Consider the following 23,489-nt stretch of genomic DNA (forward strand, 5'->3'; position numbering starts at 1 on the left):
ACGCGCCAATCCGGGTGTGGGGCGAATAACCGCTGCGCGGGATAAACGGCGGATAATGCCGTTGGCACCTGTTCCGGACCGATGAAAGAAGCTGCACTTTCACGCGCCGATCCAGGCGTAGGGCGAATAACCGCTGCGCGGTTATCCGCCGGTGCGTGATCGATAGCCTGGCTGGCCTCAGGGCGCGAAGTAGCGGGATATCTGCGAATAGACGCCGCTGAAATCGGAGAAGTAGTCATTGCGCTGTGAGGTGGGCGCGCCGCAGTACGAGGGGCCGCCGTACAGGCCACCGCGTAGCTGGTAGGAACCGTCGCCGGCGACGGTCAGCAGGCCCGAGCCGGACGAGCCGCCTTCGACCACCGCCGACGGCCAGTCGACGCGGGTCAGGGCGGTATGCCCGTCGTAGGTGACGCCCACTGCCGAGACGTTGCCCTGCGAGTATTTCTTGGCGTCGCCGCGCGGATGGTGGATGTCATGGCCGAGCGAGCCGTTGGCGATCGGCGTGGCGCTCCAGCCCTGGTAGAACACGCCGGCCGGCGGAGTACGCTTGAGTTCCAGCAGCAGGGTGTCGCGCTTCGCGTCGCGGTGCAGGATATTCGCCCCGCCGGTCAGCACGGTGACGCTCTGGTTGATGGTCGAGGCGTCGCCGTAGCACTGGGTGGTGTTGTAGAACCAGATGGTCTGCAGCGTCGCGGCGGTGGCCTGGTCCTCGATGCAGTGCGCGGCCGACCAGAACAGCTGGCGCTTGGGCGAGTTGCCGTTGTTCAGCAGGGTGCCGGTGCAGATGTAGCTGCCGCCGTCCGCCGAGCTGGTGAAGACCATCTTCGCCACCGCGGCGGTGGCGTTGTCGTAGGCCCGCGTGCCGCTCTGGGTCGCGCAGACCGCATCCACCTCGCAGCTGCCGCTGGCGCCGAAGCCGTCGCGGTAGCCGGCCTTGTACAGGGAGTCGGCGAAATACGATACCTGGGGTACCGACAGGCGCAGGTCGCCCGGTTGCAGGTTGGCCGGCAGCACCAGTTCGACGGTCAGGGTATCGCCCTCGATGACCGGGCTCCAGTAGGGACGGTTGAGCGAGAGGTCCTTGCCGCTGGCCTCGAAGATTTCCTTGCCGGCGCCGGCGAAGTGCAGCAGCACGTCGTCGGGCAGCGAGCCGCTGCGGGTTTCCAGGCGAATCGCGGCGCGTAGGCTGGCGGCCCCCGCGGCGCTGATCGGGAAGCGCGCGGTGTGGCGCCCGTCCGGGGTGTCGATCCATTCGAGGGTTGCCAGGTCGATTTCCGGAGTCGCCGTCTTCAGGCCCACGCCTACTTGCAGCGGCGTACCCGGTTTCGGCGCCAGCGGCGCGGCGCGGGCCACGCGGCGGGCGGGGGGCGCGGCGAAGTGAATGCCGGCCGCCGAGGTCGCCGCGTTGGGGTTGGCGAAGCGGGCGTGGCCGGTGCTCGCCGGAGAAGCCTGGAGCACGGCGACGTCGCCAGCCATTTCGCTCGCACCGGGCGCGGCCGAGGCCTGGCTCGCGCCCGCAGCCAGCGCGAGAACCAGGCATGCATTCAGGTACGTTCTCTTATGCATGAATCGACTCCTTCAGTTTGGGGAGGGCAACTTCCTTAATCGTTCGCGTGGCGAAAGATATGCAGGGGTGACGGAGTCGTTCAAATATTTTTTATATTCGTTTCTGCTAGCTATTAAATATGAAGAATCGTTTATGGATAGCAGAATAGATAGCTATTCCCCTCACTTGTCATTGATGTTGGAGTGCTCTCTCTACCAACTAAAGTTTGGTCTGGAGTGCCGCTATAGAGCCTTCGGCTTGCTTCATAGAGGTGCAGGGTGTAGTGCGCGAGTGCTTTGCTGGTGCATCTGTCGATGTGATCGGGTTAACGAAATCCGGATTTTCAAGTTATCCGGTTTGACCAGTCCTGAATATAAGGCTGAGTGAATCTTTCATTCATCGCTCGGAAACCGTTCCGATGTCGGCTTGGTTGAATTTCAGGATATCCGGCTTATGATCGTATCAGTCATCTTTATAATCGCGGGGCATATATAGAGCCCTGGCCGCTTACCATTACTCCAGGGTTTTCCAGGATACGCCTCCGTCTTTGTTTCAGAGCGGCGGATGCAACGGCGGCGCATGCCGCGCGATCAGTTCGGCGACCCACTCGATGAACACCCGCAGCTTGCCGCTGACGTGGCGGTTCGGCGGGAACGCCAGGTACAGCGGCATCGGCTCCAGGCTCCAGTCCTCGAACAGCGGCAGCAGCTCGCCGCGGGCGAGGGGCTCACGCGCCATGTAGTGCGGCAGCCAGAGGATGCCCAGGCCGGCCAGCCCGGCCGCCAGGTAGGCGTTGCCGTCGTCCACCGCCAGCACATGGCGGCCCGCCACCCGCAGGCTTTCCTCGCCTCTGTGCATGGCGTAGGGCAGGGCCTTGCCGGTGCGCGCCCAGAGGAAGCCGACGATGCGCTGGTGGCTGTCCTCCAGTTCGCGCGGGTGGCTCGGCACGCCGGCGCGCTGCAAGTAGGCCGGTGCCGCGTAGACCCCCAGTTGCAGGTCGCCGACCCGCCGCGCCATCAGCGACTGGTCGCGCAGTTCGCCGCCGCGGATGACGCAATCGACGTTCTCGTCGATCAGGTCGACGAGCCGATCGCTCACGCCCAGGTCGATCTGGATATCCGGATAGCGCGCATGGAACTCGGGCAACGCCGGGATCAGCAGCAGCCGCGCCAGCGGGCTCGGCACGTCGATCCGGAGACGCCCGCGGGGCGCCAGGGCGGCGCTGGAGAGGCTGGTCTCGGCATCGTCCAGTTCCGCCAGCAGGCGTACCACCCGCTCGTAGTAGGCGGCGCCGTCGGCGGTCAGGTTGAGCTTGCGCGTGGTGCGGTTGAGCAGGCGTACCCGCAGCCGCGCTTCCAGTTGCTGGACCAACTGGGTGACGCTGGTGCGGCTCATGTGCAGCGTCTCCGCCGCCTTGGTGAAGCTGCCGGTCTCCACCACACGGGCAAAGGCCTGCATCGCATCGAAACGGTCCATCGGGACTCCGGGTCGTGGAGGATTGTTTGGATTCTACAAACAGTCATGGCCAGGGTTGCGCGTTTATCCACGGCGCGCACGACCTTACCGTTCTTCCATCGACGATGACGGGGCCGGGAGCCCCAGGATGGAGGTATCGCATGACTGTACGCGACGTGGTTTTCCCCGCCGGCCGCCAGGCCCTCTACGAGCGCAACCGCTATTCCCCGGCGGTCCGCAGCGACGGCCTGCTGTTCGTCTCCGGCCAGGTCGGCAGCCGCGACGACGGCTCTCCCGAACCCGAGCTGGAGACCCAGGTCCGCCGCGCCTTCGACAATCTGAATGCGGTGCTCGCCGCGGCCGGTTGCGGGTTCGACGATGTGCTCGACGTCACCGTGTTCATGGTCGACGCCGAGGCCAACTTCGAGCGCATCTGGAAGATCGTCCCGGAGTACTGGGGCGAGGCGCCGTACCCCACGCTGACGGCGGTGGGGGTGAACTGGCTGTATGGCTTCAGCTTCGAGATCAAGGTGGTGGCGAGGTTGCCGGAGGGGCGGTGAGAGCCGATGCGCAGTGCCGGGGCCAGCTCGGCTAGCGCCGGGGCTCTGAGGGACGCCGCAGGCTTACCCAGGCCGGTGCGTGGTCGCTGGCGTGCTCCTCGCCGCGCACCCAGCGATCCACCCCGGCGTCTTCCAGGTGGTCCGCCAGGCTGGCGCTGAGCAGCAGGTGGTCGATGCGCAGCCCGGCGTCGCGTTGCCAGTGCTGGCGGAAGTAGTCCCAGAAGGTATAGATGCGCCGGTCGGGGAAACGCTGGCGTAGCGCGTCCACCCAGCCCTGCCGCAGGAGGCGCTCGAAGCACTCGCGGGACTCCGGCTGGAGCAGGGCGTCCTTTTTCCAGGAGCGGGTGTCGTAGATATCGAAGTCGCTGGGCACCACGTTGAAGTCGCCGGCCAGCACCACCGGATGGCCGCTCTCCATCAGCTCGGCGGCGTGGCGGATGAGGTGCTCGAACCAGGCCAGCTTGTAGTCGAACTTCGGTCCCGGCTGGGGATTGCCATTGGGCAGGTAAAGACTGGCCACCAGCAGGCCGTCGACGGCCGCTTCGAGGTAGCGGCTGTGGGGATCACTGGCGTTGCCCGGCAGGCCGCGGCGTACCTCCAGCGGCTGGCTGTCGCGGGCGAGGATGGCGACGCCGTTCCACGCCGACTGGCCCTGCCAGATCGCGCCGTATCCGGCCCTCTCCAGCGCCGCGGCGGGGAAGCGCGCGTCGGGCGTCTTCAGTTCCTGCAGGCAGACGATGTCCGGCGCTTCCCGCTCCAGCCAGGCCAGCAGCGCGGCCAGCCGGGTCTGGATGCCGTTGACGTTGAAGGTGGCGATCTTCAGGGTGTCCACCGCTTGTCTCCGCGAATGACGATCAGGCGGCCGCCTGCAGGGCTTCGCCGATGGCTTCGTTGAACGCCTGCAGGTCACCCGGGTTGCGCGAGGTGATCAGGGTCCAGCCGTTCGCCGGGCAGACTTTCACCCGCGTGTCGACCCAGTTCGCGCCGGCGTTGGTCAGGTCGATACGCACGCTGGAATAGGAGGTCAGGGTCTTGCCGCGGGCGACGCCGGCGTCGATCAGCAGCCAGGGGCCGTGGCAGATGGCGGCGACCGTCTTGCCTGCGTCGCTGAATTCCCTGACCAGGCGCCGGGCCTCGCTGTCCTGGCGCAGGGTGTCGGCATTCACCGTGCCGCCGGGGACCAGCAGCAAGTCGTAGTCCTCGGCGCGCAGGCCTTGCAGCCTGGCGTCGGAATTGACGATCAGGTCCTTCTCGCTGTCGTGTACCCAGGTCTGCGCTTCGCCGCCCTCGATGGTCGCGTGGGTGACCGTGGCGCCCTGTCGCTTCAGGGTCTTCAGCGGTTCGAGCAGCTCGTCGCGCTCGATGCCGGTGTTGGCGGTGATGACCAGGACGTTCTTGCCTTGCAGCTTCGCGCTCATGGTTTTCTCCTCTGCTGGGGCGCCCGTGGCGGGCGCCGTGGCGTGACATGCAGGAGAGTGGAAAGCCGGAACGCCGGGGAGTTCGAAAGATTTGCCGGGCGGTGGGCCGGATCCTTGGCCTGTCAGCCTCCGGCGTCAGCGGAACAGCAGCGAATGATGCGCCGCGCCACCGGTGCGCGCGCCGTCGCCCACCGCGATGGCGACGTTGCCGGCCGCCAGCGCCGCGTCGCCGCAGGCGAAGACGCCGGGAACGCTGGTTTCGCGCATGCCGTCGGTCCTGATGAACGGCCCGCTCGGCCCGTCCTCGAACTCGCAGCCGAGCAACGCCGCCAGCGGGCTGGCCATGCGCGTACGCGGCTGGGTGAACAACCCCGCGAGCGTAATCGTGCGGCCGCTGGCCAGGGTCACGTCGGCGCGCGCGCCGCCCAGCGCGACCACGGCTTCGCGCTCGATCGCCACGCCGCGCCGGTCCAGCCTGGACATTTGCTCGGCATCCGGTTCGAAGACGCCGTTGAGGAAGAAGGTGGTCGCTCCCCAGTCGGGCAACATCAGGGCGTGGTGGATGGCCAGCGGCGAGGCCGCCAGTACGCCAACCGGCCCGCCGTCCAGTTCGTAGCCGTGGCAATACGGGCAATGGAACACGTGCCGTCCCCAGCGCTCGGCAAGACCGGGGATCTCCGGCAGGTCGTCGGCGACCCCGCTGGCGAGGATCAGCCGGCGCGCGGTGAAGCGTTCTCCGTTGGCGGCCTTCACCACGAAACCGTCCGCCTCCTTCTTCGCCGCGACGGCGGCTTCGGACAGCCACTCGACGCTGGGATAGGCCAGCAACTGCGCGCGGGCGTCATCGGCGATGGCCGCCGGATCGCGGCCGTCCTGGCCGAGAAAGCCGTGGGAGGCCCGGGCGAAGCGGTTGCGTCGCAGTCCCGTATCCATCACCAGCACCCTGCGCCGCGCCCGCGCCAGTTGCATGCCCGCGGAGATGCCGGCGTAGCTGCCGCCCACGATGATCACGTCGAAAGTCATGGCGTATCTCCCATTCGGATAGTCACGCAACAACGTAAGTTTCATGAGATGCGCTTGTCAACGCTCTCGTAACTTTTTCTGTAGCGAGACATACTCATGGTCTTTCCGTCACGAGCCCGCCGTTCATGAGAAACGACACCCGCCTCTCGCGCATGCTCCATGTGCTGATCCATATGGCCCGCCACGAAGGGCCGGCGACTTCCGAAGCCATCGCGCAGATGCTCGGCACCAACCCGGTGGTGGTGCGACGGACCATGGCGCTGCTGAAGAACGAAGGCTACGTGAGTTCGGAGAAGGGCCATCGCGGCGGTTGGCGGCTGGCCAAGCCGCTGGCGGACATCACCTTGCTGGATATCCACCAGGCGCTGGGAGCGTCCTCGATCTTCGCCATCGGCCTGTCTACCGATCATCCGGAATGCCTGGTCGAGCAGGCGGTCAACGAAGCGCTCGGCGAGGCGTTCGAGGCGGCGCAGGCGTTGCTCCTGGAGCGCCTGGGGAGCGTCACGCTGGAGCAGTTGGCGAGCGAGTTCGAGCGCCGCTATCGGCCCTGCTGAGGCGCCTGGAAGGGCCGTTCGGACACCGCCGCCGCGCCTGCGGAGGCACGCCGGCGGTCCGGGATCAGAGCGAGTACTTCACCGTGAACATCAGGTTGCGCGGCTCGCCGTAGTTGAGGTTGCCGAAGTCGATGCCGCTGTAATAGTACTTGTCGAACAGGTTGTTGAAGTTCAGCCGTGTGTCGATCCGTTCGCTGACCTTGTAGCCGAGCATGGCGTTGACCACGGTGTAGCCGCCCTGCTGGAAACCGGTGCTGCTGTCCTCGGTCTTGCTCTGGGTGGCCAGGTCGCCGCCGACGCGCCATTTGTGCAGTTCGCCGGGCAGCGTGTAGCTGGTGGCGAGCTTGAACAGGTGGCGTGGCTTGGCCGCGTCGAATGGCTTGCCCTCGTTGGCCTTGTTGCTGTCGTGCTTGTACTTGGCGTCGACGTAGGTATAGCCGGCCATCATCTGCCAGTCGTCGCTCAGCGCACCGCTCAGCTCCAGGTCGACGCCCTGGCTGCGGACCTTGCCCGAAGCGCGCGAGCAATAGCGCGAGGTGGGGCTGAAGGGGCATGGCGAGGGGCCGCCGACGTCCTCGGTGGCGCGGTTTTCCTGGTCGATCTGGAACAGCGCGATCTGCGAATTGAGCGCGCCGCCGAAGTGTTCGCCCTTCAGGCCGATCTCGTAGTTCTTGCCGGTGATCGGGTCGAGCAGGCCGCCGCCGGCGTCGAAGTTGCTCTGCGGCTTGAAGATGTCGGTATAGCTGGCGTAGACCGAGTAGGTCTGGTTCAGGTCGTAGATCACCCCGGCATAGCGGGTGACGTTGCGGGTGACCTTGTAGCTGTCGGTATCGGCGTCGGCCTTGTACCAGTCCAGGCGCCCGCCGAGGATCACTTTCAGCGGGTCGGCGAGGTTCAACCGGGTGGTGAGGTAGGCGCCTTTCTGTTCCTGGTCGAGCTTCATGCCCCACAGGCTGGTGTTCAGCCTCGGCTTGAGGGTCGAACTCGGGTCCCACTGGGTCGGGTCCATCGGCCCGGTCGGGGTGCCGTCCTTGTTGAACAGGCTGCCCCAGCCGCCGTGGCCGTCGAAGCGTTCCTGGCGATAGCTGGCGCCGACCACCAGCTCGTGCTCGCGGCCGAGCAACTGGAAGGGACCGTTGGCATAGGCGTCATAGCTGTCGTGGTCGTCGGTGTAGCTGTAGTCGCCGGGGTTCTGGGTCATGCTGGCGCAGCCGGTGGTCGAGTAGTAGCAGTCGTTGTACAGCCCGAGCATGTTGATTCGCGCCCACAGCTTGTCGGCGGCCAGCTTCATCTGCCAACCGTTGGCGAAGCGGTGGGTCAGGTCGCTGAACAGGTGGGTGGTGTCGGTATCCCAGTAGGACCAGTCGGCGCCGTAGTAGGACGAGCGCTTGAGGTCCAGGTGGCGGCCGCCCAGCGGGCTGGGCAGGCCTACCCAGTTGTCGTTGCGGTTGTCGTTCTGGTTCGAGGCGCCGATGGCGAAGGTGGTGTCCGGGCTCAGGTCGGCTTCGGCGATCCCGTAGAACACGCCGCGTTCGCTGCTGACGTGGTCCTGGAAACTGTTGCCTTTCTGGTAGGCGACCACCGCGCGGCCGCGCAGGGTTCCTTCGCTGTTCAGCGGACCGGAAACGTCGGCCTCGCTGCGATAGCGGTCCCAGGTGCCGACGCTGCCTTGCAGGGAGGCGCGGAAGTCCTGGGTCGGACGCTTGCGCACCATGTTGATCGCCGCCGCCGGGTTGCCTGCGCCCTGCATCAGGCCGGTGGCACCGCGCACCACTTCGACGCGGTCGAACATGGCCAGGTCGGCGGCGGAAATGACGTCCTGGGTATAGGTGGAAATGCTCGTCGGCAGGCCGTCGTACATGATGTTGTCGACGTCGAAGCCGCGCGCCGCGTACTTCACCCGGGCCGGCCCGTACTGTTGCACGGTTAGGCCGGTGACGCCCTTCACCGCGTCGTTGAGGTCGCGCATGCCCTGGTCGTCCATGCGCTGGCGGGTGACCACGCTGACCGACTGAGGGGTCTCGCGGATCGACATTGCCAGCTTGGTCGAGGTGCGCATCGCCCGGGTGGTGTAGGAGCCGCTGTCTTCGGTGATGGCGGCGGTGGCCGGGTCCTGGGTGGCGACCACGCTGAGCGCGCCGAGGTCGACGCTGTCGCCGGGGGCGATGCCGGCACCTGTCGCCGCGGCCTCGACCCAGGCGTCGCCGCCCCGTACCTCCCCGCTCAGTCCGGAACCTGCGAGCAGACGCTGCAGTGCCTCGCTCGGCTCCAGCGTGCCGCGTAGGGCCGGTGCGCGCCGGTCGGCCACGGCCGCGCGGTCGAAACGGATGCGCAGGCCGCTGGCGCCCTGCAATTGCTCGAGGGATGCGGCCAGGGGCTGGGCGGGAAGGTCAAGGGCGATGGGAGCGGCCTGGGCGGCCAGGGAAAGCGAGGAGAGACCGAGCAATAACGCACTGGAAACGACGTGTTTCATCTGCAGTGTCCTGGATGGCGGCGCAGGCAGGCCGTTGGCGCGACCGGCTGCGTTTCTTGTTTATGTGGGAAACCGGCGTAGGAATTCGCGGCGGGGCAAGTGTATGTAAATGTAAAAATGGAGTAAATGATAGAGATTATCGTTATCAGTAGTATTCGCGAGAATCCGATGAGCTGCGTTCTGCCAGCGGCTGGCGGGAGTTTCCGCTGGATACCTCCCGTGAAGGCCGCCTGGATTCGTGATTACAACGCAAATGAATTTGCTCGATTCGGGCCTTAATCGAAGAGATGTAAGCCGCCACACTGCGCTTCCTTCGAGTCATCCCGCCCACGGAGCGCAGCCATGTCGTCCACCATCCACCCCCTCCCGTCCTTCGGTCTCGGCACCTTCCGCCTCACCGGCCAGGTCGTCGTCGACTCGGTGCGCAGCGCCCTCGAGCTGGGTTATCGCGCCATCGATACCGCGCAGATCTACGGCAACGAGGCGGATATCGGACGCGCGATCGCCGAGAGCGGCGTACCGCGTTCCGAGCTGTTCCTCACTACCAAGGTCTGGGTCGACAACTACGCCTGCGAAAAGCTGCTCGCCAGCCTGCGCGAGAGTCTGGAGAAACTGCGCACCGACCGGTTGGACCTGGTCCTGATCCATTGGCCGGCACCCGGCAACGGCGTCGAGCTGGCGGAGTACATGGCGGCGCTGGCGGAAGCCAAGTCCCTGGGCCTGACCCGGCGGATCGGCGTCTCCAACTTCAACATCGAGCTGACCCGCCAGGCCATCGCCGCGGTCGGTGCGGGCGAGATATCCACCAACCAGATCGAACTCAGCCCTTACTTGCAGAACCGCGCGCTGACCGCCTACCTCGAGGAGCAGGGCATCGCGGTCACCTCGTACATGACCCTGGCCTACGGCAAGGTGCTGAAGGACCCGGCGCTGGCCGGGATAGCCGCCAGGCACCGGGCCACGGTCGCCCAGGTGGCGCTGGCCTGGGCGATGCAACTGGGCTACGCGGTGATTCCGTCCTCGACCCGCCGCGAGAACCTCGCCAGCAACCTGCTGGCGCGCGACCTGCGCCTGGACGCCGAGGACATGGCGCGCATCGCCGGCCTCGAGCGTAACGGCCGCGAGGTCAGTCCGCAGGGCCTGGCGCCGGCCTGGGACTGAGAACCGCGTCGAGGGTCCGCCGCGCCGAGGCTCCGGTCGCGCGGTCGGTTCAGAGCTCGATGCGGTATTCGATCACGCCCGGCTTGTCCGCCACCCAGTCGTACAGGCGCTGCGCCCTGTGGTTGCTTTCCTGGGTATGCCAGTAGAGCCGCGCGCAGCGACGTTCCTCGGCCTGCCGGCGGACGTACTCGATCAACTGCTTGCCGATCTGCTGGCCGCGCACGTCGGGCGAGACATAGAGGTCTTCCAGGTAGCAGACGTCCTGTGCCGCCCAGGTCGAGCGGTGGTAGAGGAAGTTGACGATGCCATGCAGGCGGCGACCGTCGCTGGCCACCGCGCAGTGCATCGGTTCGCCCTCGTCGAAGAAGCGCCGCCAGGTGGCCTCGGTGGTCTGTGCCGAGAGTTCGACTTCATAGAACGCCTGGTAGGCCTTCCAGTGTTCGAGCCACTGTTCGAAGTCCTCGTGTGCCACGGGGCGTACCGATACCAGTGTGTGCAGGGATTGCATCCAGTGCTTCCTTCTTTGGCTTGATGGGGCGATCCGGCGGAGGCCGGGACCGAGGGTCTTGACCCGGGTGTTTTTATAGCCGCCTAATGGCTTGCCATATCCCACCAATTAGATGATCGAGGGCAGACCATTTGTTCAGGCAATCACTGCTCGAATCGGTCAAGGCGCGACTCCTCCATCCACAGCTCCAGGCCCTGCCGCTGCATGCGCGAATCCAGCGCGCGATCCGCCAACTGATCCTCGACGGTGCCCTGGCGCCGGGCAATCCGTTGCCGGCCTCGCGGGCGCTGGCGCAGTCGTTGGGGGTATCCCGCGACACCGTCGAAGCGGCCTATTCGCACCTGCATGCCGAGGGCTTCATCGAGCGTCGGGTCGGCAGCGGCAGCGTGGTGGCCGCGGCTACCCGGCTGTCCCCCGGCCGGCGCGGCGCGGGCGCTCCACGGCGGGTCGGCGGCGCGCCGCGACTGAGCCGCCGTGGCGAGGCGATGCAGGCTGGCGGCGGGGTTCGCGAGCAGCTCGTCCCGCGCCCCTTCGCTCCCGGCGTGCCGGAGACCCGCACCTTTCCCCTGGCGACCTGGGAGCGCCTGCAGCGCCAGGTCCTCAAGGAATATGGCGCGCGCGCCCTGACCCACGGCGACCCGCAGGGCGCCGAGCCGCTGCGCCAGGCGATCGCCGACTACGTCAACCTGGAGCGTGGCGCACGCGCCACGGCCGACCGGGTACTGGTGCTGACCAGTTCGCAACAGGCGCTGGGTCTTTGCGCCAGCGTGCTGCTCGACGCCGGCGAGCGGATATTCGTCGAGGACCCGGCCTACTACGGCGCGCGCAAGGCCTTCGAGGCCGCCGGCCTGGAGTGCCTGCCGGTCCCGGTCGACGAACAGGGCCTGCGGCCCGAGCCGATCCTCGCCCAGCCGCAGGCGGCGCGGGCGCTGTGCCTGACCCCGTCGCACCATTACCCGACCGGCGTGACCCTGTCGCTGGAGCGTCGCCTGGCGCTGATCGAATGGGCGCAGCGGCAGCAGGCATGGATCATCGAGGACGACTACGACAGCGAGTTCCACTACGCCGGCCGGCCCACCGCCTGCGTGCAAGGCCTGGACGTCCACGAGCGGACGCTCTACATCGGCACGTTCACCAAGTCGCTGTTTCCCGGCCTGCGCATCGGCTACATGGTCCTGCCGCCGGCGCTGGTGGCACCGATGACCGTCGCCCGCTCCCTGCAGGACGGGCACAACGCCTCGCTGGCGCAACTGACCCTGGCGCGCTTCATCGCCGGCGGCCACTTCGGCGCCTACGTGCGCGGCATGCGCAACCTCTACGGCGAGCGCCTGGGATTCCTCGCGGAGCGGGTAGGCAAGCGTCTGGGCGGCCTGGTCGAGCCGCGCGTGCCGGCCGGCGGGCTACAGATGCCCGGGCTGCTCTGCGCGGAAATCGACGAAACGCGCGCCATCGCGGCGGCATACCGCGCCGGTGTCGAGCTGGTCGGGCTCAGCGCCCTGCATCTCGCCGCGCCACCGCGAGCGGGTTTCCTGATGGGCTTCGCCGCCTACACCACGGACGAGCTGGAGGCGGCGGTCGGGGTCCTCGCGAAGACCCTGCGCGGTTTGCGTGCGAATCCCTAGGCCGCCGGCAAGCGCTCAGTCGCGCAGGGCGTAGACGTAGGCATCGACCTGGGCGCCGTCGGCCAGCGTTACCCGGGTCGCCACGCGCCGGTATTCGGTGCCTTCGAATTCATCCAGCGCGGGCCAGTGCTCGGCGAGGCGGTCGGAGACGAACACATGGCCGTGGATTTCCTCGCCGTCGGCGTCGATCGCCAGGCCCGGAAAGCCCATCCCGGCGCCCCAGCCCTTTTCCAGCAGGCGACCGCGGAGGCTGGCCGCCTGCCATTGCCCGCCGATCTTCTGCATCAGGTGTTCGTTGGGACGGCCGGGGCCGAGGCTGCCGTAGACGAAGAGTCGCTGCATCGATAACTCCCTTGAACGGAACAGCGTGGGCGCAAGACGTGAAGCCTTCCGCCCGCGCCTTTCACTTGCTTGCCAGCGGTGGAGTACGCGGCGGCACGATACGCCGCGAGCCGGTCGACTCGAAGGCCGCGGCGAAGCGCAGCAGCGCCGAGTCGTCGTAGGCGCGGCCGGCGAAGGTCAGGCCCACCGGCATGCCGATGTCGGCCATCACCCCCATCGGTACGGTGACCGTCGGCACGCCGAGGTGGCGGATGGCGAGGTTGCCGTTGGCGACCCAGACACCGTTGCTCCAGGCGATGTCGGCCGAGGCCGGGTTGACGTCGGCGTCCGCCGGGCCGACGTCGGCGACGGTGGGGAAGAGCACGGCGTCCAGGCGCAGGCGTCGCATCCACTCCTCGAGGTCGATCCGCCGGGTTTCCTCGAGGCCGCGCAGGCCATCGGGGAGGGTCGCGATCCGGTCCCAGGGCTTGATGCCGCGCTCGGCCATCCGCACGTATTCGTCCATGCCGGCGGCCAGGTCGCCCTCGCGGTTGGGCAGGGTGCCGGGGTCGTGGGGGAAGATCTGCGGGCCGTCGACATCCGCCAGGCGGTTCAGCTTCGGATCGCCATTGGCGCGCAGGAAGTCGTCGAAGCCCCAGGCCGAGAGTTCCCACAGCTCGTCGTGGAGGAATTCCTTCGACACCAGGCCGCGGTTGAACACGGTGGGCGCGCCGGGTCGGTCGCCCTCGCAGTTCGACACCAGCGGGAAGTCCACCTCGATCACTTCGGCGCCGGCGGCTTCCAGGGCCTTGCGCGCCTGTTCCCAGAGGGCGATGACCGAGGGCCGGGTATGGATGCGCTGGCCGGTCGGGCCGCCGATCCCGGGGGACTCGCTGGTGCCCGCATCGGGGTCGGCGTTGATGAACATGCGCGGCACGCCGAAGCGCTTGCCGGCCAGGGCCTCGGCGCCTGCGGCCAGGGCCGGGTAGCTCGCCGGGCGTACCTCGGAGGCCTTGGGGATCGGCACCCAGGGCTGCATGCGCCAGAGGTCGCCGCGGGTATCGGGATCGTCGGCGACCACTACGTCGAGGATTTCCAGCAGGTCGGCCATGCTCCGCGCATAGGGCACCACCACGTCCATGGTCGGCGTCAGCGGCCAGTTGCCGCGCACCGAGATCACCCCGCGCGAAGGGGTGTAGGCGCACAGGCCGTTGTTCGACGCCGGGCCGCGCCCGCTCGACCAGGTTTCCTCGGCCAGGCCGAAGGCGGCGAAGCTGGCCGCGGTGGCGGTGCCGGCGCCATTGGAGGACCCCGAGGCGAAGGGCGCGGTGAGGTAGGCGGCATTGTACGGGCTCTCCGCGCGGCCGTAGACGCCGCGCTGCATGCCGCCGTTGGCCATGGGCGGCATGTTGGTCTTGCCCAGGCAGATCGCCCCGGCGGCGCGCAGGCGCTCGACGGTGAAGGCATCGCGCTGGGCCACCAGGTCCTTGAACGCCGGGCTGCCGGAAGCCGCGGTGAGGCCCTTGACCAGGTAGCTGTCCTTGGCGGTGTAGGGAATGCCGTCCAGCGGACCGAGGGGCTCGCCACGCGCCCGGCGGGCGTCGGAGGCCTGCGCTTCGGCCAGCGCATCGGGATTGCGCACCACCACCGCGTTCAGCGCGGTGGGCGTGCCGGGTGCATCGTAGGCGTCGATCCGCGCCAGGTAGGCCTGGACCAGTTCGACCGCCGTGGTACGACCGGACTCGAGCGCGTCACGCAGCTCGGCGATGGAAACCTCGGTGACCTCGATCATGCTGTCACCGCCTGGCGAATGGAGACGGGGAGACCGTTAGCGACGCTCATCATCGTTCCTCTTGTTCTCTGCTTGCTGCGACGGGGGCCGCGAGGCGGCCGGGTCGATACAGGGGATGCAGTGTACATCCTGGCCGGCGTTCGCGGCTTCCCTGGCGGGGGCGCGGCAACGGCAGCCTGGGCGGTCGTTGAGGCCAGGGCTCAGATCCGGCGGCTGCGCAGCAGTAGCCAGAGCAGGTAGAAACCGCCGAGCAGGCCGGTCATCAGGCCGATCGGCAGGTTGGCGACGTATGCCAGGCGCTGGCCGAGCAGGTCGGCGGCCAGCAGCAGGACCGCGCCCATCAATGCGCCGGACAGCAACGGCACCCCGGCCGAGCGGGTCAGGCGCCGGGCCAGTTGCGGGCCGGCCAGGGCGATGAAGGCGATGGGGCCGGCCGCGGCGGTGGCGATGGCGGTCATGCCGACGGCGACCAGGACCATCTGCAAGCGCACGCGCTCCACCGCCACGCCGAGCTGGGCGGCGCTGGCATCGCCCAGCTCCAGCACCTCCAGGCGTCGACCGTGGTACAGCGCCAGCGGCACGCTGGCGAGCAGGCCCAGCGCTGCCGGGACGACGTGCGACCAGGTCCGGGTGTTCAGCGAGCCGGCCAGCCAGAGCTGGGCGTACATCGCCTGGTCGAGGTTGCCGGTGACCAGCAGCAGGCTGTTCAGGCCCGACAGGCTGGCGCCGACACCGATGCCCACCAGCACCAGGCGGTAGCCGCCGGCGGTGGCGCCCCGGCGCGCCAGCAGCACCACCGCCAGCGCCGTGCAGAGGCCGGCGGCCAGCGCCGCCAGCGAGGTGGCCAGCGGGCCGGCATCGAACAGGATGATCTGCACGATGGCGCCGCTGGCGGCGCCGGTGGTGAAACCGATGACGTCGGGCGAGCCCAGCGGATTGCGCGAGATCGACTGGAAGATCGCCCCGGCCATGCCCAGCGCGGCGCCGACCAGGCAGGCGGTGAGCACCCGTGGCAGGCGCACGCGCTGGACGATGCGCTGGGCGGTGGGGTCCTGGCCCTGGCCGAGTAGGCTGGCGAACACCTCTGCCGGGCCCAGCGCCAGGCTGCCGGTCCCCAGCAGGGCCGCCGCCAGCGCCAGCCCGATCCCCGCGAGGACCAGGCAGGCCAGCGCCGCCCGTGGCCGCCAACGCAGCGACAGGGAACCCAGGCGCAGGGCGTGGAGGCCGTTCACAGGCGACTCAGGCGGAAGCGCCTGACCAGGACGATGAAGGCCGGCCCGCCGAGCAGCAACGCGACGATTCCGGCGGCGATCTCCGCCGGCGACGCCAGCAGCCGCCCGAGGATGTCGGCGCCGAGCAGCAGGCCGGCGGCGATCAGCGCCGAGAAAGGCAGGATCCAGCGCTGGTCCGGCCCGGCCAGCAGCCGCGCGAGGTGCGGGGCGACCAGGCCGACGAAGGCGATCGGCCCGGCCAGGGCGGTGGCCGCGCCGGCCAGCAGCATCACCGCCAGGCAGGCGAGCAGCCAGGTCAGGCGCAGGTCGACGCCGAGCGCCTGGCCGATCTCCTGGCCCAGGGCCAGGGCATTGAGCCTGGCGGCGAGGGCGAAGGCGGCGGCCAGCCCGGCGCCGATGGCCAGGCCCGGCCATCCGAGCAGGGCGAAGCCGCTGCCGGAAAGCGAGCCGGCGGCCCAGTGGCGGAAGCGGTCGAAGACTTCCGGCGGGGCGTTCAGCACGATGATTCCGGTCAGCGAGGCGAGCATCACCGACAAGCCGGCACCCGCCAGCACCAGGCGCACCGGGTTGGTGCCGGTCTCGCGGGCCTGGCCGAGAAGGAATACGGCGATGCCTGCCAGGCCGGCGCCGAGGAAGGCGCAAACGAGGTACTGGCCCATGCTCGCCAGGTCGAACAGCGCGACCCCGACGATCACCGCCAGTGCCGCGCCGGCGTTGATTCCCAGCAGGCCGGGTTCGGCCAGCGGATTGCGCGTCAGCGCCTGCATCAGCGCGCCGGCCACTCCCAGTGCCGCACCGGCCAGCAGCGCCACCAGGGTGCGTGGCAGGCGCAGTTCGCGTACCACCAGGTGGCGATCATCGTGCGGATCGACGGCTTGCAGGGCATCCAGGGTGACCGCCAGGGGCACCGGCCGCGAGCCCAGCGCCAGGCTGGCCAGGGCCGCCAGCGCGAGCAGCAGCGCGCCGGCGAGCAGGCCCCAGGCGCGCAGGCGCCGGCGGCGCATCGGGGACGCCTGCATGAGCGGACTTCCGGCGAACGGGCGCATGGCTCAGCGGAAATGGCGGGCGACGTTGTCGATCATCTGCCGCCCCGAGTAGTAGTCGATGCGGAAGGAACTGGGGCCCAGGGCGTACACGCGCTTTTCGCGCACCGCCGACAGGTTGGCCAGCACCGGGTCGGCGAGGAACGCCTGCACGTCGTCGTCGCTGGCGCCGAGCAGGAACACGCTGTCGCCGGCGATCGCGGCGGGCAGGTTTTCCCGCGAGATGAACTGGAAGTCCGAGGCGCGCGTCACCTTGCCCGCCAGCGCCTCCGGCAGTTCCGCCACCTGGAAGCCGAGGGCTTCGAGCAGGCGTGCCTGGGGGCTGGCCTGGCGGCCGATGGAATAGCTGCCGGCGATGTTGTAGCCGACCACACTGACCGGGCCCTGCGGCGGCGCGATGGCCGCGGCGACTTCGGCGGTGTAGGCATCGAAGCGCTGGATGGCGGCCTGCGCCTGGCGTTCCAGGCCGGTGTGCCGGCCCAGCTCGGTAGCCAGTTCCTGCCAGCTGTGTTTCGAGTAGTCGACCACCAGCGTCGGTACGCCCTGCGCCTCCAGCTCCGCACGGTATGGCGCGGCGCTGTCGGCGCCGGTGGCGGAGGCGACCAGCAGGTCCGGATCCTGGGCGATCACCGCTTCGATGTCGAAGCGCAGGTTGCGGTAGAGCACCTCGACGCCACGTTGGTCGGCGACCTTCGCCCATTGCGAGAAGAAGCCCTTGGCGTCAGTCAGGCGACTTGGCGTGGTGGCGGCGCTGGCCACCAGCGGCGCGTCCATCGCCAGCAGGATGCCGGTGACGCTCGGGGTGGTGGAGACGATCCGCGCCGGCTTCGGCTCCCCGGCCGCGGCGAGGGTGGCGAACAGGCTCAGGGCGAGGGCGAGAAGCGGCAGGGCGGAGCGGCGGCGGGTCGGCATGAAGGCTGTTTTCGCTGTAGGGGAAGCCGGGCGGACGGATTCATATGATAATGCTTCTCATGCAGTCTATTCCATAATGTAGAATCGATTCCACATATTCGAGCCATTCTCATCCAGGAACCTCCCATGACCCATCGCCTGCACGCGGACGCCGTGACCTTGCGTCGCGACGCGCGGACCGTTTCGCGGAATCTCTCGCTGGCCATCCCCGAGGGTTCGTTCAGTGTGATCGTCGGGCCCAACGCCTGCGGCAAGTCGACCCTGCTGGCGGCATTGTCGCGCCTGTTGGCGCCGGCCGAGGGCCGGGTGGTGCTGGACGGTAGGGATATCCACAGCCTGCCGGGACGGGAAGTGGCGCGGCGTCTCGGCCTGCTGCCGCAGAGCGCGCTGGCGCCGGATGGCATCACGGTGGCCGAGCTGGTGGCGCGCGGGCGCTATCCGCACCAGTCGTTCCTGCGCCAGTGGTCGCCGGCGGATGAGCGCGCGGTAGCGGCGGCGCTACGCGCCACGCGGGTCGACGGCTTGGCCGAGCGACCGCTCGACGCGCTCTCCGGCGGCCAGCGGCAACGCGTGTGGATCGCCATGGTGCTGGCGCAGGAAACCCCGTTGCTGCTGCTCGACGAGCCGACCACCTACCTGGATATCGTCCACCAGATCGAATTGCTCGAACTGCTCGCCGAGCTGAATCGCCAGGGGCGCACCATCGTCGCCGTGCTGCACGACCTCAACCAGGCCTGCCGCTATGCCTCGCACCTGATCGCCATGCGTGACGGCGCGATCCTCGCCGAGGGCGCGCCGGCGCATATCTTCACCGAGCGTCTGGTGGAGGAGGTGTTCGGCTTGCGCTCGTTGATCATCGCCGACCCGGTCAGCGGCACGCCGCTGCTGGTGCCGCGCGGGATCGCCGCCGACGCGCCGGGCTGAGGTGGCTCAGCGCGGCGGCGGCCGCATGCCGGGATGGAGGACCAGGCCGCCGGTGGACTGGTTGACCTGCAGCGCCTCGTGGAACAGCGCGTCGCGGTCTTCCGCCGACTGCAACTGGCCGAGATCGGTCACCGTGGTCATCGCGCAGACGATCTCCTGCTGGGCGTCGAACACCGGCGCCGCCTGGCCGGTGACGTTCGACAGCAGGTGGCTGGTCAGTTCGGCCCAGCAGCGCTCGCGCACCTCGTCGAGCAGCGCGCGGCTCGGCGGGCTGCCGCGGAAGTGCGTCGGTTGCTGCTTGCGCGCGGCGTCGACCACGGCCTTCGGCAGGAAGGCCTGGAACACCAGGCCGCAGGCGGTGTTGTCGATGGGCAGGATATCGCCCAGGGCCAGCGGGTTGATCGAGAAATAGGCGCTGCGGTACCAGCGCACCAGGGTCGGGCCGCGCTCGGTCCAGATCGCCACCCCGCCGCTGGCGGCATGCCGTTGGGCCAGGGCCTTCATGTGGCGGGCGGCGATATCCACCGCGTCGATCCGCTTCAGCGCGCCTATGCCGATGCTCAGCGCCGCCGGCCCGAGGTCGTAGAGGCCGCTGAGCGGGTCCTGGCGGGCCAGGCCTTCCTTCACCAGGCTCTGCAGGTAGCGGTGCGCGGTGGAGCCGCCGGTGCCGGTGCGCCGGGCCACTTCGCCGAGGGCCAGCTCGCCTTCGGCGTTGGCCAGGGTCTTCAGGAAGCGCGCGGCGATGGACACCGACTGGATGGTGCCGGAGCGCTTTTCGCCCGGGGCGTCCGGCATCTCGTCCGCCGGGGGCTGCGAAGTATTCAACGGCTCGGTCTCCTCACCACGGTTGATCCATAGGCTTCGGTCCGCGCTGCGGTGGCGCGGGCGGCGCCCATGATACCGATTCCCCGGGGCGGTGGGGCGCCGCGGAAGGGACGGGCGTAGGAGATTTCATATTTCGCAATGAGGAATGTATTCCCCATTGAGGAATGATCTGGCGGCGTGATAGCCTGAATGGAAAAGAGAGTCATTCCCATTTGGAGAAGATCCTTGAACGCCCGCACGCACCGCACGCTCAACCGGGGAATCGGCGTCGTCACGCTGTCCACCCTGCTCGCCTCGCCATCGGCACTGGCCCGGGAAAACCCGCCCGCCGAGGACGAACCCGCCGCCCTCGAGGCGCTGGTCGTGACCGGCGAGAAACGTGAACGCTCGCTGAAGGACACGGCGTCCTCGGTATCGCTCACCAGCGCCCGCGACATCGACCGCAAGCAGACCGGCAACGCCTCGGTCGCCGAGGTGATCAATGGCAGTCCCAACGTGGTCTACACCGACTCGGTGGGCGCGCCGATCATCCGCGGCCAGGACACCCAGGGCCCGAACAACGGGCAGAACGTGTTCTGGGGCGGCACAGTGCCGCGGGCGACGATCAACCTCGATGGCCACTACCTGAACTACAACGAGATGTTCTTCGGCGCGACCTCGGTCTGGGACGTCGACAGCATCGAGGTGTTCCGCGGCCCGCAGACCACCTCCCAGGGCGCCAACGCCATCGCCGGGGCGATCATCGTCAACACCAAGGACCCGACCTTCAGCCCCGAGGCTGCCTACCAGGCGGAGATCGGCAGCTACCATTCGCGGCGCAGCTCGATCGCAGTGTCCGGCCCGCTGGCGCAGGACTTCGCCGGGCGCCTGGCGGTGGACTACGCGGGCCGCGACACCTTCATCGACTACGACAACCCGAAGTTCCAGGACAGCGGCACCGACCAGGACTTCCGCGCCCTCAACGCGCGCGCCAAGCTGCTCTGGCTGCCCAGCGGAATTCCGGGCCTGGAGAGCAAGTTCACCTTCTCCCACAACGACAGCAACCGCCCGACCCAGGAAGCGGCGACCCGCCCGTTCGACAAGCTCGACCATCGCTCGACCACCATGCCCAGCTGGGAGCAGGACACCAACACCAGCATCCTCGACGTCGCCTATGACCTCGACAACGGCATCCGCCTGTTCAACCAGGCGCAGTACTCGCTGTCCTCGGTGCACCGCACCACCGGCGCGGGCGGCGAGGGCGACGCCGACATCCGCCAGAAGAACGCCTCCAACGAATCGCGGATCAGCTTCGGCGAGCAGGAGGAACGGATCAGCGGCATGGGCGGGGTCTACTACGCCCGCACCCGCACCGACGAGACACTGCACCTGCGCGGGCTGTCGGCCTTCGACGACACGAAGAAGAACCTCGGTGTGTTCGGCGAGCTGAACTACCGCCTGAGCGACCGCTGGACCCTGACCACCGGCCTGCGCTACCAGGAGGATCGCATCGAGCGCAGCGGCAACTCGGTGCTGGCGCCGCGTCCGCTGGACTACCAGAAGACCTTCTCGGCCTTCCTGCCGAAAGTCTCCCTGGCCTTCGCCGCGACCCCGGACTGGACCGTCGGCGGCCTGGTCAGCCGCGGCTACAACCCCGGCGGCGTGTCGCTCAACCTGACTACCCGCAACTGGGCCTACTTCAAGGAAGAAACCATCTGGAACTACGAACTGTTCACCCGCGCCAGCCTGCTCGACGGCCGCCTGCTGCTGAACGGCAACCTGTTCTTCATGGATTTCAAGGACGCCCAGTACAACATCCCGGTGGTGGTTTCGCCGGGGGTGGCGCAGTCGTACACCATCAACGCCGAGAAGGCCCACGCCTACGGCATGGAGCTGGACCTCGACTACCGCCTGCGCGACGACCTGCGGCTGAAGGCCAGCGCCGGCGTGCTACGCACCCGGATCGACGAGATGTCCGGCAATACCGGCTACGAGCACAACGAGTTCGCCCGCTCGCCGGGCTATACCCTCAGCTTCGGACCGAGCTGGGACGTCACCGAGCGCCTCAACCTGAACGCCCAGGTGCGCTACCTGGACGGCTACTACTCGGACACCGCCAACACCAAGGCCTACTCGATCAAGGCCTACACCCTCACCGACGCCCGCGCCAGCTACCGCTTCAACGACCAGGTGCAGCTCTATGGCTACGTGAAGAACGTGTTCGACGACCGTTCGCCCACCTACATGCAGGAAAACCGGGGGATCGGTGGCATCGAGGCGAGCATGACGCAGCCGCGGACCCTCGGCATCGGCATCAAGGGCACCTTCTAGGCGCCCCGAGAAGCCGGCCCCGCGCAGGGCCGGCCCAGCCCCAGAGCCCATACAGGATATTGGCACGATGAGTACCCCGAAACGCCTGCACATCGGCATGTCGCTGGCCCCCACCTGGCTCAGCGTCGATGCCTGGCGGCGCCCCGACAGCAACATCGAAGGCATCTTCGGCAGCGATTTCGCCGTCGACATCGCCAGGCGCTCCGAAGCCGCCCACCTCGACTTCGTGTTTCGCCCGGACGTCAGCAGCCTGCCACTGGATGTGCTGGAGACCGGCTCCGGCTTCGCCAGCCTGGATCCCACCGTACTGCTTGCCGCGGTCGCCCGCGAAACCTCGCGGATCGGCCTGGTGTCGACGGTCTCCACTACGTTCTATCCGCCCTACGTGGTGGCCCGGCAGCTGCAATCGCTGCACTGGATCAGCAACGGCCGCGCCGGCTGGAACATCGTCACCGCGCTGCAGGGCCACGAGAACTTCGGCCTGGACGCGATGCCCGATGCGGAGCAGCGCTACGCGCGCGCCGCCGAGTTCACCCGGCTGGTGCACGACCTGTGGGACAGCTTCCCCCGCGAGGCACTCCTGGTCGACCGCGAGAGCGGCCGCTACGCCGACGTTTCCCGGGTGCGCCCGGTCGACCACGACGGCGAATTCCTCAAGGTCAAGGGACCGCTCAACCTGCCGGCCTTCGGCGAGGCGCGGATTCCCTTGGTGCAGGCCGGCGCCTCCGAGAGCGGGCGCGACTTCGCCGCCTCGGTGGCCGACCTGGTGTTCGCGCCGACCCCGGACAAGGAGGCTGCCCTGGAACTGCGCCGCGACCTTTCCCGCCGCGCCGAACGCCACGGTCGCTCGCCGCGCGACGTGCGCCTGCTGCCGGGCTTCAGCCTGTACCTGGCGGAGAGCCGCGAGGAGGCGCGGGAAATCTTCATGCAGACCCACGCGCGCCTGGACCGCGCGCGCAAGTTCGCCACGATCAGGCAGATGCTCGGCCTCGACCTCAGCGACTGGCCGCTGGACCGGCCGATTTCCGCGGCCGACCTGCCGCCGCCGGTGGCCAACCCTGGCAGCCGCACCCACACCGACCTGCTGCGGCGCCTGATCGAGCGCGAGACGTTACGCCTGGACCAGTTGCTGCTGCGCCCCGAGGTGGTTTCCGCGGCGCACTGGCAGGTCATCGGTACGGTGGACGATGCCGTCGAGCAGATCGTCGACTGGGCCGCCGCCGGCGCCATGGACGGTTTCATCGCCGCGCCGGGAGGCTCGGTCGGCTCGCTGCGGCTGTTCCTCGAACAGGTGGTGCCGCGCCTGGTGGAGAAGGGGCTGTTCCGCGAGCGCTACAGCGCCACTACCTTCGCCGGGCACCTGGCAGAGGAATGATGGAAAGGGCCGGCGACGGCCGCGACCTGGCGGCGATGGCGAGCGAGTGACCGCCTGCGGTTGGCCGCCTGACGGGCCCGCTGTATCGCAGCACGCCATCCGACCGGTGGGGCGTGGTACAGGCGAGGGAGCCTCTGCCTTGGCGTAGATACCGTCGTACCCCGGGGATCATCCGGACAGGTCGCAGCCTGGGCAGCGCTGGCCGTCGGCAGGCCTGGCATTCTGCTGTTACAACCATCCATCCATTCCTGCGGAAACGAGTGAACTCAATCGCCCCGAGCGCTGTCTGTCAGCCGTCGGCCCAACCGGGCCGGGCGCATGGCCCTTGGCCATGCGGTAGCCCCGCCCCGGTCGCGCGCTTGTCCATAACAATTCGACTGGCCGGCTTTTTCGCTCCCCTTTGCGGGTTTCGTTCTCTCGCCATGTGAAGATTGC

20 protein-coding genes are annotated in these 23,489 nt (G+C 68.4%); 7 read left to right on the top strand and 13 right to left on the bottom strand.

Translation table 11 applies throughout. From position 1 onward, the window contains the following. Positions 1–177: 177 nt before the first annotated feature. Together piv and VQ067_RS04095 are read right to left on the bottom strand one after the other, a co-directional pair. Positions 178–1,566 (bottom strand): protease IV, encoded by a 1,389-nt coding sequence (gene piv / locus VQ067_RS04090; protein ID WP_003110541.1) that lies wholly within the window; start codon positions 1,564–1,566, stop codon positions 178–180. 532 nt (positions 1,567–2,098) lie between these two features. After that, complete coding sequence (locus VQ067_RS04095) at positions 2,099–3,022, bottom strand: LysR family transcriptional regulator (RefSeq protein WP_003137516.1); 924 nt, start codon at positions 3,020–3,022, stop codon at positions 2,099–2,101. Between the two features lie 140 nt (positions 3,023–3,162). On the opposite strand from VQ067_RS04095, the gene VQ067_RS04100 reads away from it, so the two are divergent. Then, positions 3,163–3,561, top strand: coding sequence for a RidA family protein (locus tag VQ067_RS04100; RefSeq protein WP_003101334.1), 399 nt, complete (start codon positions 3,163–3,165; stop codon positions 3,559–3,561). Between the two features lie 31 nt (positions 3,562–3,592). Here VQ067_RS04100 and xth read toward each other — a convergent pair whose 3' ends face one another. The 3 genes from xth to VQ067_RS04115 all read right to left on the bottom strand — a co-directional run bounded on the left by xth (position 3,593) and on the right by VQ067_RS04115 (position 6,047). Further along, positions 3,593–4,393: an exodeoxyribonuclease III gene (gene xth, locus VQ067_RS04105; RefSeq protein WP_003137518.1), complete on the bottom strand. Its 801-nt coding sequence runs from the start codon at positions 4,391–4,393 to the stop codon at positions 3,593–3,595. Positions 4,394–4,415: 22 nt separating this feature from the next. Next, on the bottom strand, positions 4,416–4,979 hold the full coding sequence (locus tag VQ067_RS04110; protein WP_003110539.1) for a DJ-1/PfpI/YhbO family deglycase/protease: 564 nt from the start codon (positions 4,977–4,979) through the stop codon (positions 4,416–4,418). 135 nt (positions 4,980–5,114) lie between these two features. Next, positions 5,115–6,047 (bottom strand): NAD(P)/FAD-dependent oxidoreductase, encoded by a 933-nt coding sequence (locus VQ067_RS04115; RefSeq protein ID WP_023443503.1) that lies wholly within the window; start codon positions 6,045–6,047, stop codon positions 5,115–5,117. A gap of 80 nt (positions 6,048–6,127) precedes the next feature. Between VQ067_RS04115 and VQ067_RS04120 the strand changes: the two genes are divergently transcribed. Continuing rightward, complete coding sequence (locus VQ067_RS04120; RefSeq protein ID WP_003101327.1) at positions 6,128–6,556, top strand: Rrf2 family transcriptional regulator; 429 nt, start codon at positions 6,128–6,130, stop codon at positions 6,554–6,556. A 64-nt stretch (positions 6,557–6,620) separates the two neighbouring features. Here the strand turns inward: VQ067_RS04120 and VQ067_RS04125 are convergent, their stop codons facing one another. After that, entirely contained in the window at positions 6,621–9,029 is a 2,409-nt protein-coding gene (locus VQ067_RS04125; protein ID WP_003110536.1) for a TonB-dependent siderophore receptor, read from the bottom strand. 342 nt (positions 9,030–9,371) lie between these two features. On the opposite strand from VQ067_RS04125, the gene dkgB reads away from it, so the two are divergent. Then, positions 9,372–10,190: a 2,5-didehydrogluconate reductase DkgB gene (gene dkgB, locus VQ067_RS04130; RefSeq protein ID WP_003137520.1), complete on the top strand. Its 819-nt coding sequence runs from the start codon at positions 9,372–9,374 to the stop codon at positions 10,188–10,190. A gap of 49 nt (positions 10,191–10,239) precedes the next feature. On the opposite strand, the gene VQ067_RS04135 is transcribed toward dkgB, so the two are convergent. Continuing rightward, a complete protein-coding gene (locus VQ067_RS04135) occupies positions 10,240–10,698 on the bottom strand; it encodes a GNAT family N-acetyltransferase (RefSeq protein WP_003110534.1) in 459 nt (152 codons plus the stop codon). 131 nt (positions 10,699–10,829) lie between these two features. Here VQ067_RS04135 and pdxR point away from each other — a divergent pair, with 131 nt between their 5' ends. Next, on the top strand, positions 10,830–12,320 hold the full coding sequence (pdxR, locus tag VQ067_RS04140; protein WP_003129375.1) for a MocR-like pyridoxine biosynthesis transcription factor PdxR: 1,491 nt from the start codon (positions 10,830–10,832) through the stop codon (positions 12,318–12,320). Positions 12,321–12,335: 15 nt separating this feature from the next. On the opposite strand, the gene VQ067_RS04145 is transcribed toward pdxR, so the two are convergent. The 5 genes from VQ067_RS04145 to fepB form a co-directional block, all read right to left on the bottom strand. Then, positions 12,336–12,662 carry a gamma-glutamylcyclotransferase family protein gene (locus VQ067_RS04145; RefSeq protein WP_003093540.1) on the bottom strand — a complete coding sequence of 109 codons (327 nt, stop codon included), beginning with the start codon at positions 12,660–12,662 and terminating at the stop codon, positions 12,336–12,338. A 61-nt stretch (positions 12,663–12,723) separates the two neighbouring features. Then, positions 12,724–14,433 carry an amidase gene (locus VQ067_RS04150; RefSeq protein WP_003101313.1) on the bottom strand — a complete coding sequence of 570 codons (1,710 nt, stop codon included), beginning with the start codon at positions 14,431–14,433 and terminating at the stop codon, positions 12,724–12,726. A 200-nt stretch (positions 14,434–14,633) separates the two neighbouring features. Next, positions 14,634–15,665 (bottom strand): FecCD family ABC transporter permease, encoded by a 1,032-nt coding sequence (locus tag VQ067_RS04155; RefSeq protein WP_003129378.1) that lies wholly within the window; start codon positions 15,663–15,665, stop codon positions 14,634–14,636. Beyond that, on the bottom strand, positions 15,662–16,684 hold the full coding sequence (locus tag VQ067_RS04160; protein ID WP_023094405.1) for a FecCD family ABC transporter permease: 1,023 nt from the start codon (positions 16,682–16,684) through the stop codon (positions 15,662–15,664). The genes VQ067_RS04155 and VQ067_RS04160 overlap by 4 nt, the downstream gene beginning before the upstream one ends. Positions 16,685–16,714: 30 nt before the next feature. Next, the gene (gene fepB, locus VQ067_RS04165) at positions 16,715–17,620 is read right to left on the bottom strand and encodes a Fe2+-enterobactin ABC transporter substrate-binding protein (RefSeq protein WP_003093531.1); all 906 of its coding nucleotides are present in this window, start codon (positions 17,618–17,620) and stop codon (positions 16,715–16,717) included. Between the two features lie 126 nt (positions 17,621–17,746). Here fepB and VQ067_RS04170 point away from each other — a divergent pair, with 126 nt between their 5' ends. Continuing rightward, entirely contained in the window at positions 17,747–18,544 is a 798-nt protein-coding gene (locus VQ067_RS04170; protein ID WP_003093530.1) for an ABC transporter ATP-binding protein, read from the top strand. A gap of 6 nt (positions 18,545–18,550) precedes the next feature. On the opposite strand, the gene VQ067_RS04175 is transcribed toward VQ067_RS04170, so the two are convergent. Then, positions 18,551–19,339 carry an IclR family transcriptional regulator gene (locus tag VQ067_RS04175; protein WP_023657005.1) on the bottom strand — a complete coding sequence of 263 codons (789 nt, stop codon included), beginning with the start codon at positions 19,337–19,339 and terminating at the stop codon, positions 18,551–18,553. 255 nt (positions 19,340–19,594) lie between these two features. Here VQ067_RS04175 and VQ067_RS04180 point away from each other — a divergent pair, with 255 nt between their 5' ends. Together VQ067_RS04180 and VQ067_RS04185 are read left to right on the top strand one after the other, a co-directional pair. Further along, the gene (locus VQ067_RS04180; protein WP_021265300.1) at positions 19,595–21,679 is read left to right on the top strand and encodes a TonB-dependent receptor; all 2,085 of its coding nucleotides are present in this window, start codon (positions 19,595–19,597) and stop codon (positions 21,677–21,679) included. 67 nt (positions 21,680–21,746) lie between these two features. After that, positions 21,747–23,054 (top strand): NtaA/DmoA family FMN-dependent monooxygenase, encoded by a 1,308-nt coding sequence (locus VQ067_RS04185; protein ID WP_317951671.1) that lies wholly within the window; start codon positions 21,747–21,749, stop codon positions 23,052–23,054. Positions 23,055–23,489 lie beyond the last annotated feature (435 nt).

The organism is Pseudomonas sp. KBN12P06040, from assembly GCF_037574965.1.
GTDB classification, from domain to species: domain Bacteria; phylum Pseudomonadota; class Gammaproteobacteria; order Pseudomonadales; family Pseudomonadaceae; genus Pseudomonas; species Pseudomonas aeruginosa.

Coding starts and splice junctions, on each gene's coding strand:
- VQ067_RS04125 (WP_003110536.1), bottom strand. CDS start 9,029: ATGAAACACGTCGTTTCCAGTGCGTTATTGCTCGGTCTCTCCTCGCTT.
- VQ067_RS04120 (WP_003101327.1), top strand. CDS start 6,128: ATGAGAAACGACACCCGCCTCTCGCGCATGCTCCATGTGCTGATCCAT.
- VQ067_RS04150 (WP_003101313.1), bottom strand. CDS start 14,433: ATGATCGAGGTCACCGAGGTTTCCATCGCCGAGCTGCGTGACGCGCTC.
- VQ067_RS04095 (WP_003137516.1), bottom strand. CDS start 3,022: ATGGACCGTTTCGATGCGATGCAGGCCTTTGCCCGTGTGGTGGAGACC.
- VQ067_RS04170 (WP_003093530.1), top strand. CDS start 17,747: ATGACCCATCGCCTGCACGCGGACGCCGTGACCTTGCGTCGCGACGCG.
- VQ067_RS04160 (WP_023094405.1), bottom strand. CDS start 16,684: ATGCAGGCGTCCCCGATGCGCCGCCGGCGCCTGCGCGCCTGGGGCCTG.
- VQ067_RS04185 (WP_317951671.1), top strand. CDS start 21,747: ATGAGTACCCCGAAACGCCTGCACATCGGCATGTCGCTGGCCCCCACC.
- VQ067_RS04100 (WP_003101334.1), top strand. CDS start 3,163: ATGACTGTACGCGACGTGGTTTTCCCCGCCGGCCGCCAGGCCCTCTAC.
- VQ067_RS04110 (WP_003110539.1), bottom strand. CDS start 4,979: ATGAGCGCGAAGCTGCAAGGCAAGAACGTCCTGGTCATCACCGCCAAC.
- VQ067_RS04175 (WP_023657005.1), bottom strand. CDS start 19,339: ATGCCGGACGCCCCGGGCGAAAAGCGCTCCGGCACCATCCAGTCGGTG.
- dkgB (WP_003137520.1), top strand. CDS start 9,372: ATGTCGTCCACCATCCACCCCCTCCCGTCCTTCGGTCTCGGCACCTTC.
- VQ067_RS04115 (WP_023443503.1), bottom strand. CDS start 6,047: ATGAAACTTACGTTGTTGCGTGACTATCCGAATGGGAGATACGCCATG.
- VQ067_RS04135 (WP_003110534.1), bottom strand. CDS start 10,698: ATGCAATCCCTGCACACACTGGTATCGGTACGCCCCGTGGCACACGAG.
- VQ067_RS04145 (WP_003093540.1), bottom strand. CDS start 12,662: ATGCAGCGACTCTTCGTCTACGGCAGCCTCGGCCCCGGCCGTCCCAAC.
- piv (WP_003110541.1), bottom strand. CDS start 1,566: ATGCATAAGAGAACGTACCTGAATGCATGCCTGGTTCTCGCGCTGGCT.
- fepB (WP_003093531.1), bottom strand. CDS start 17,620: ATGCCGACCCGCCGCCGCTCCGCCCTGCCGCTTCTCGCCCTCGCCCTG.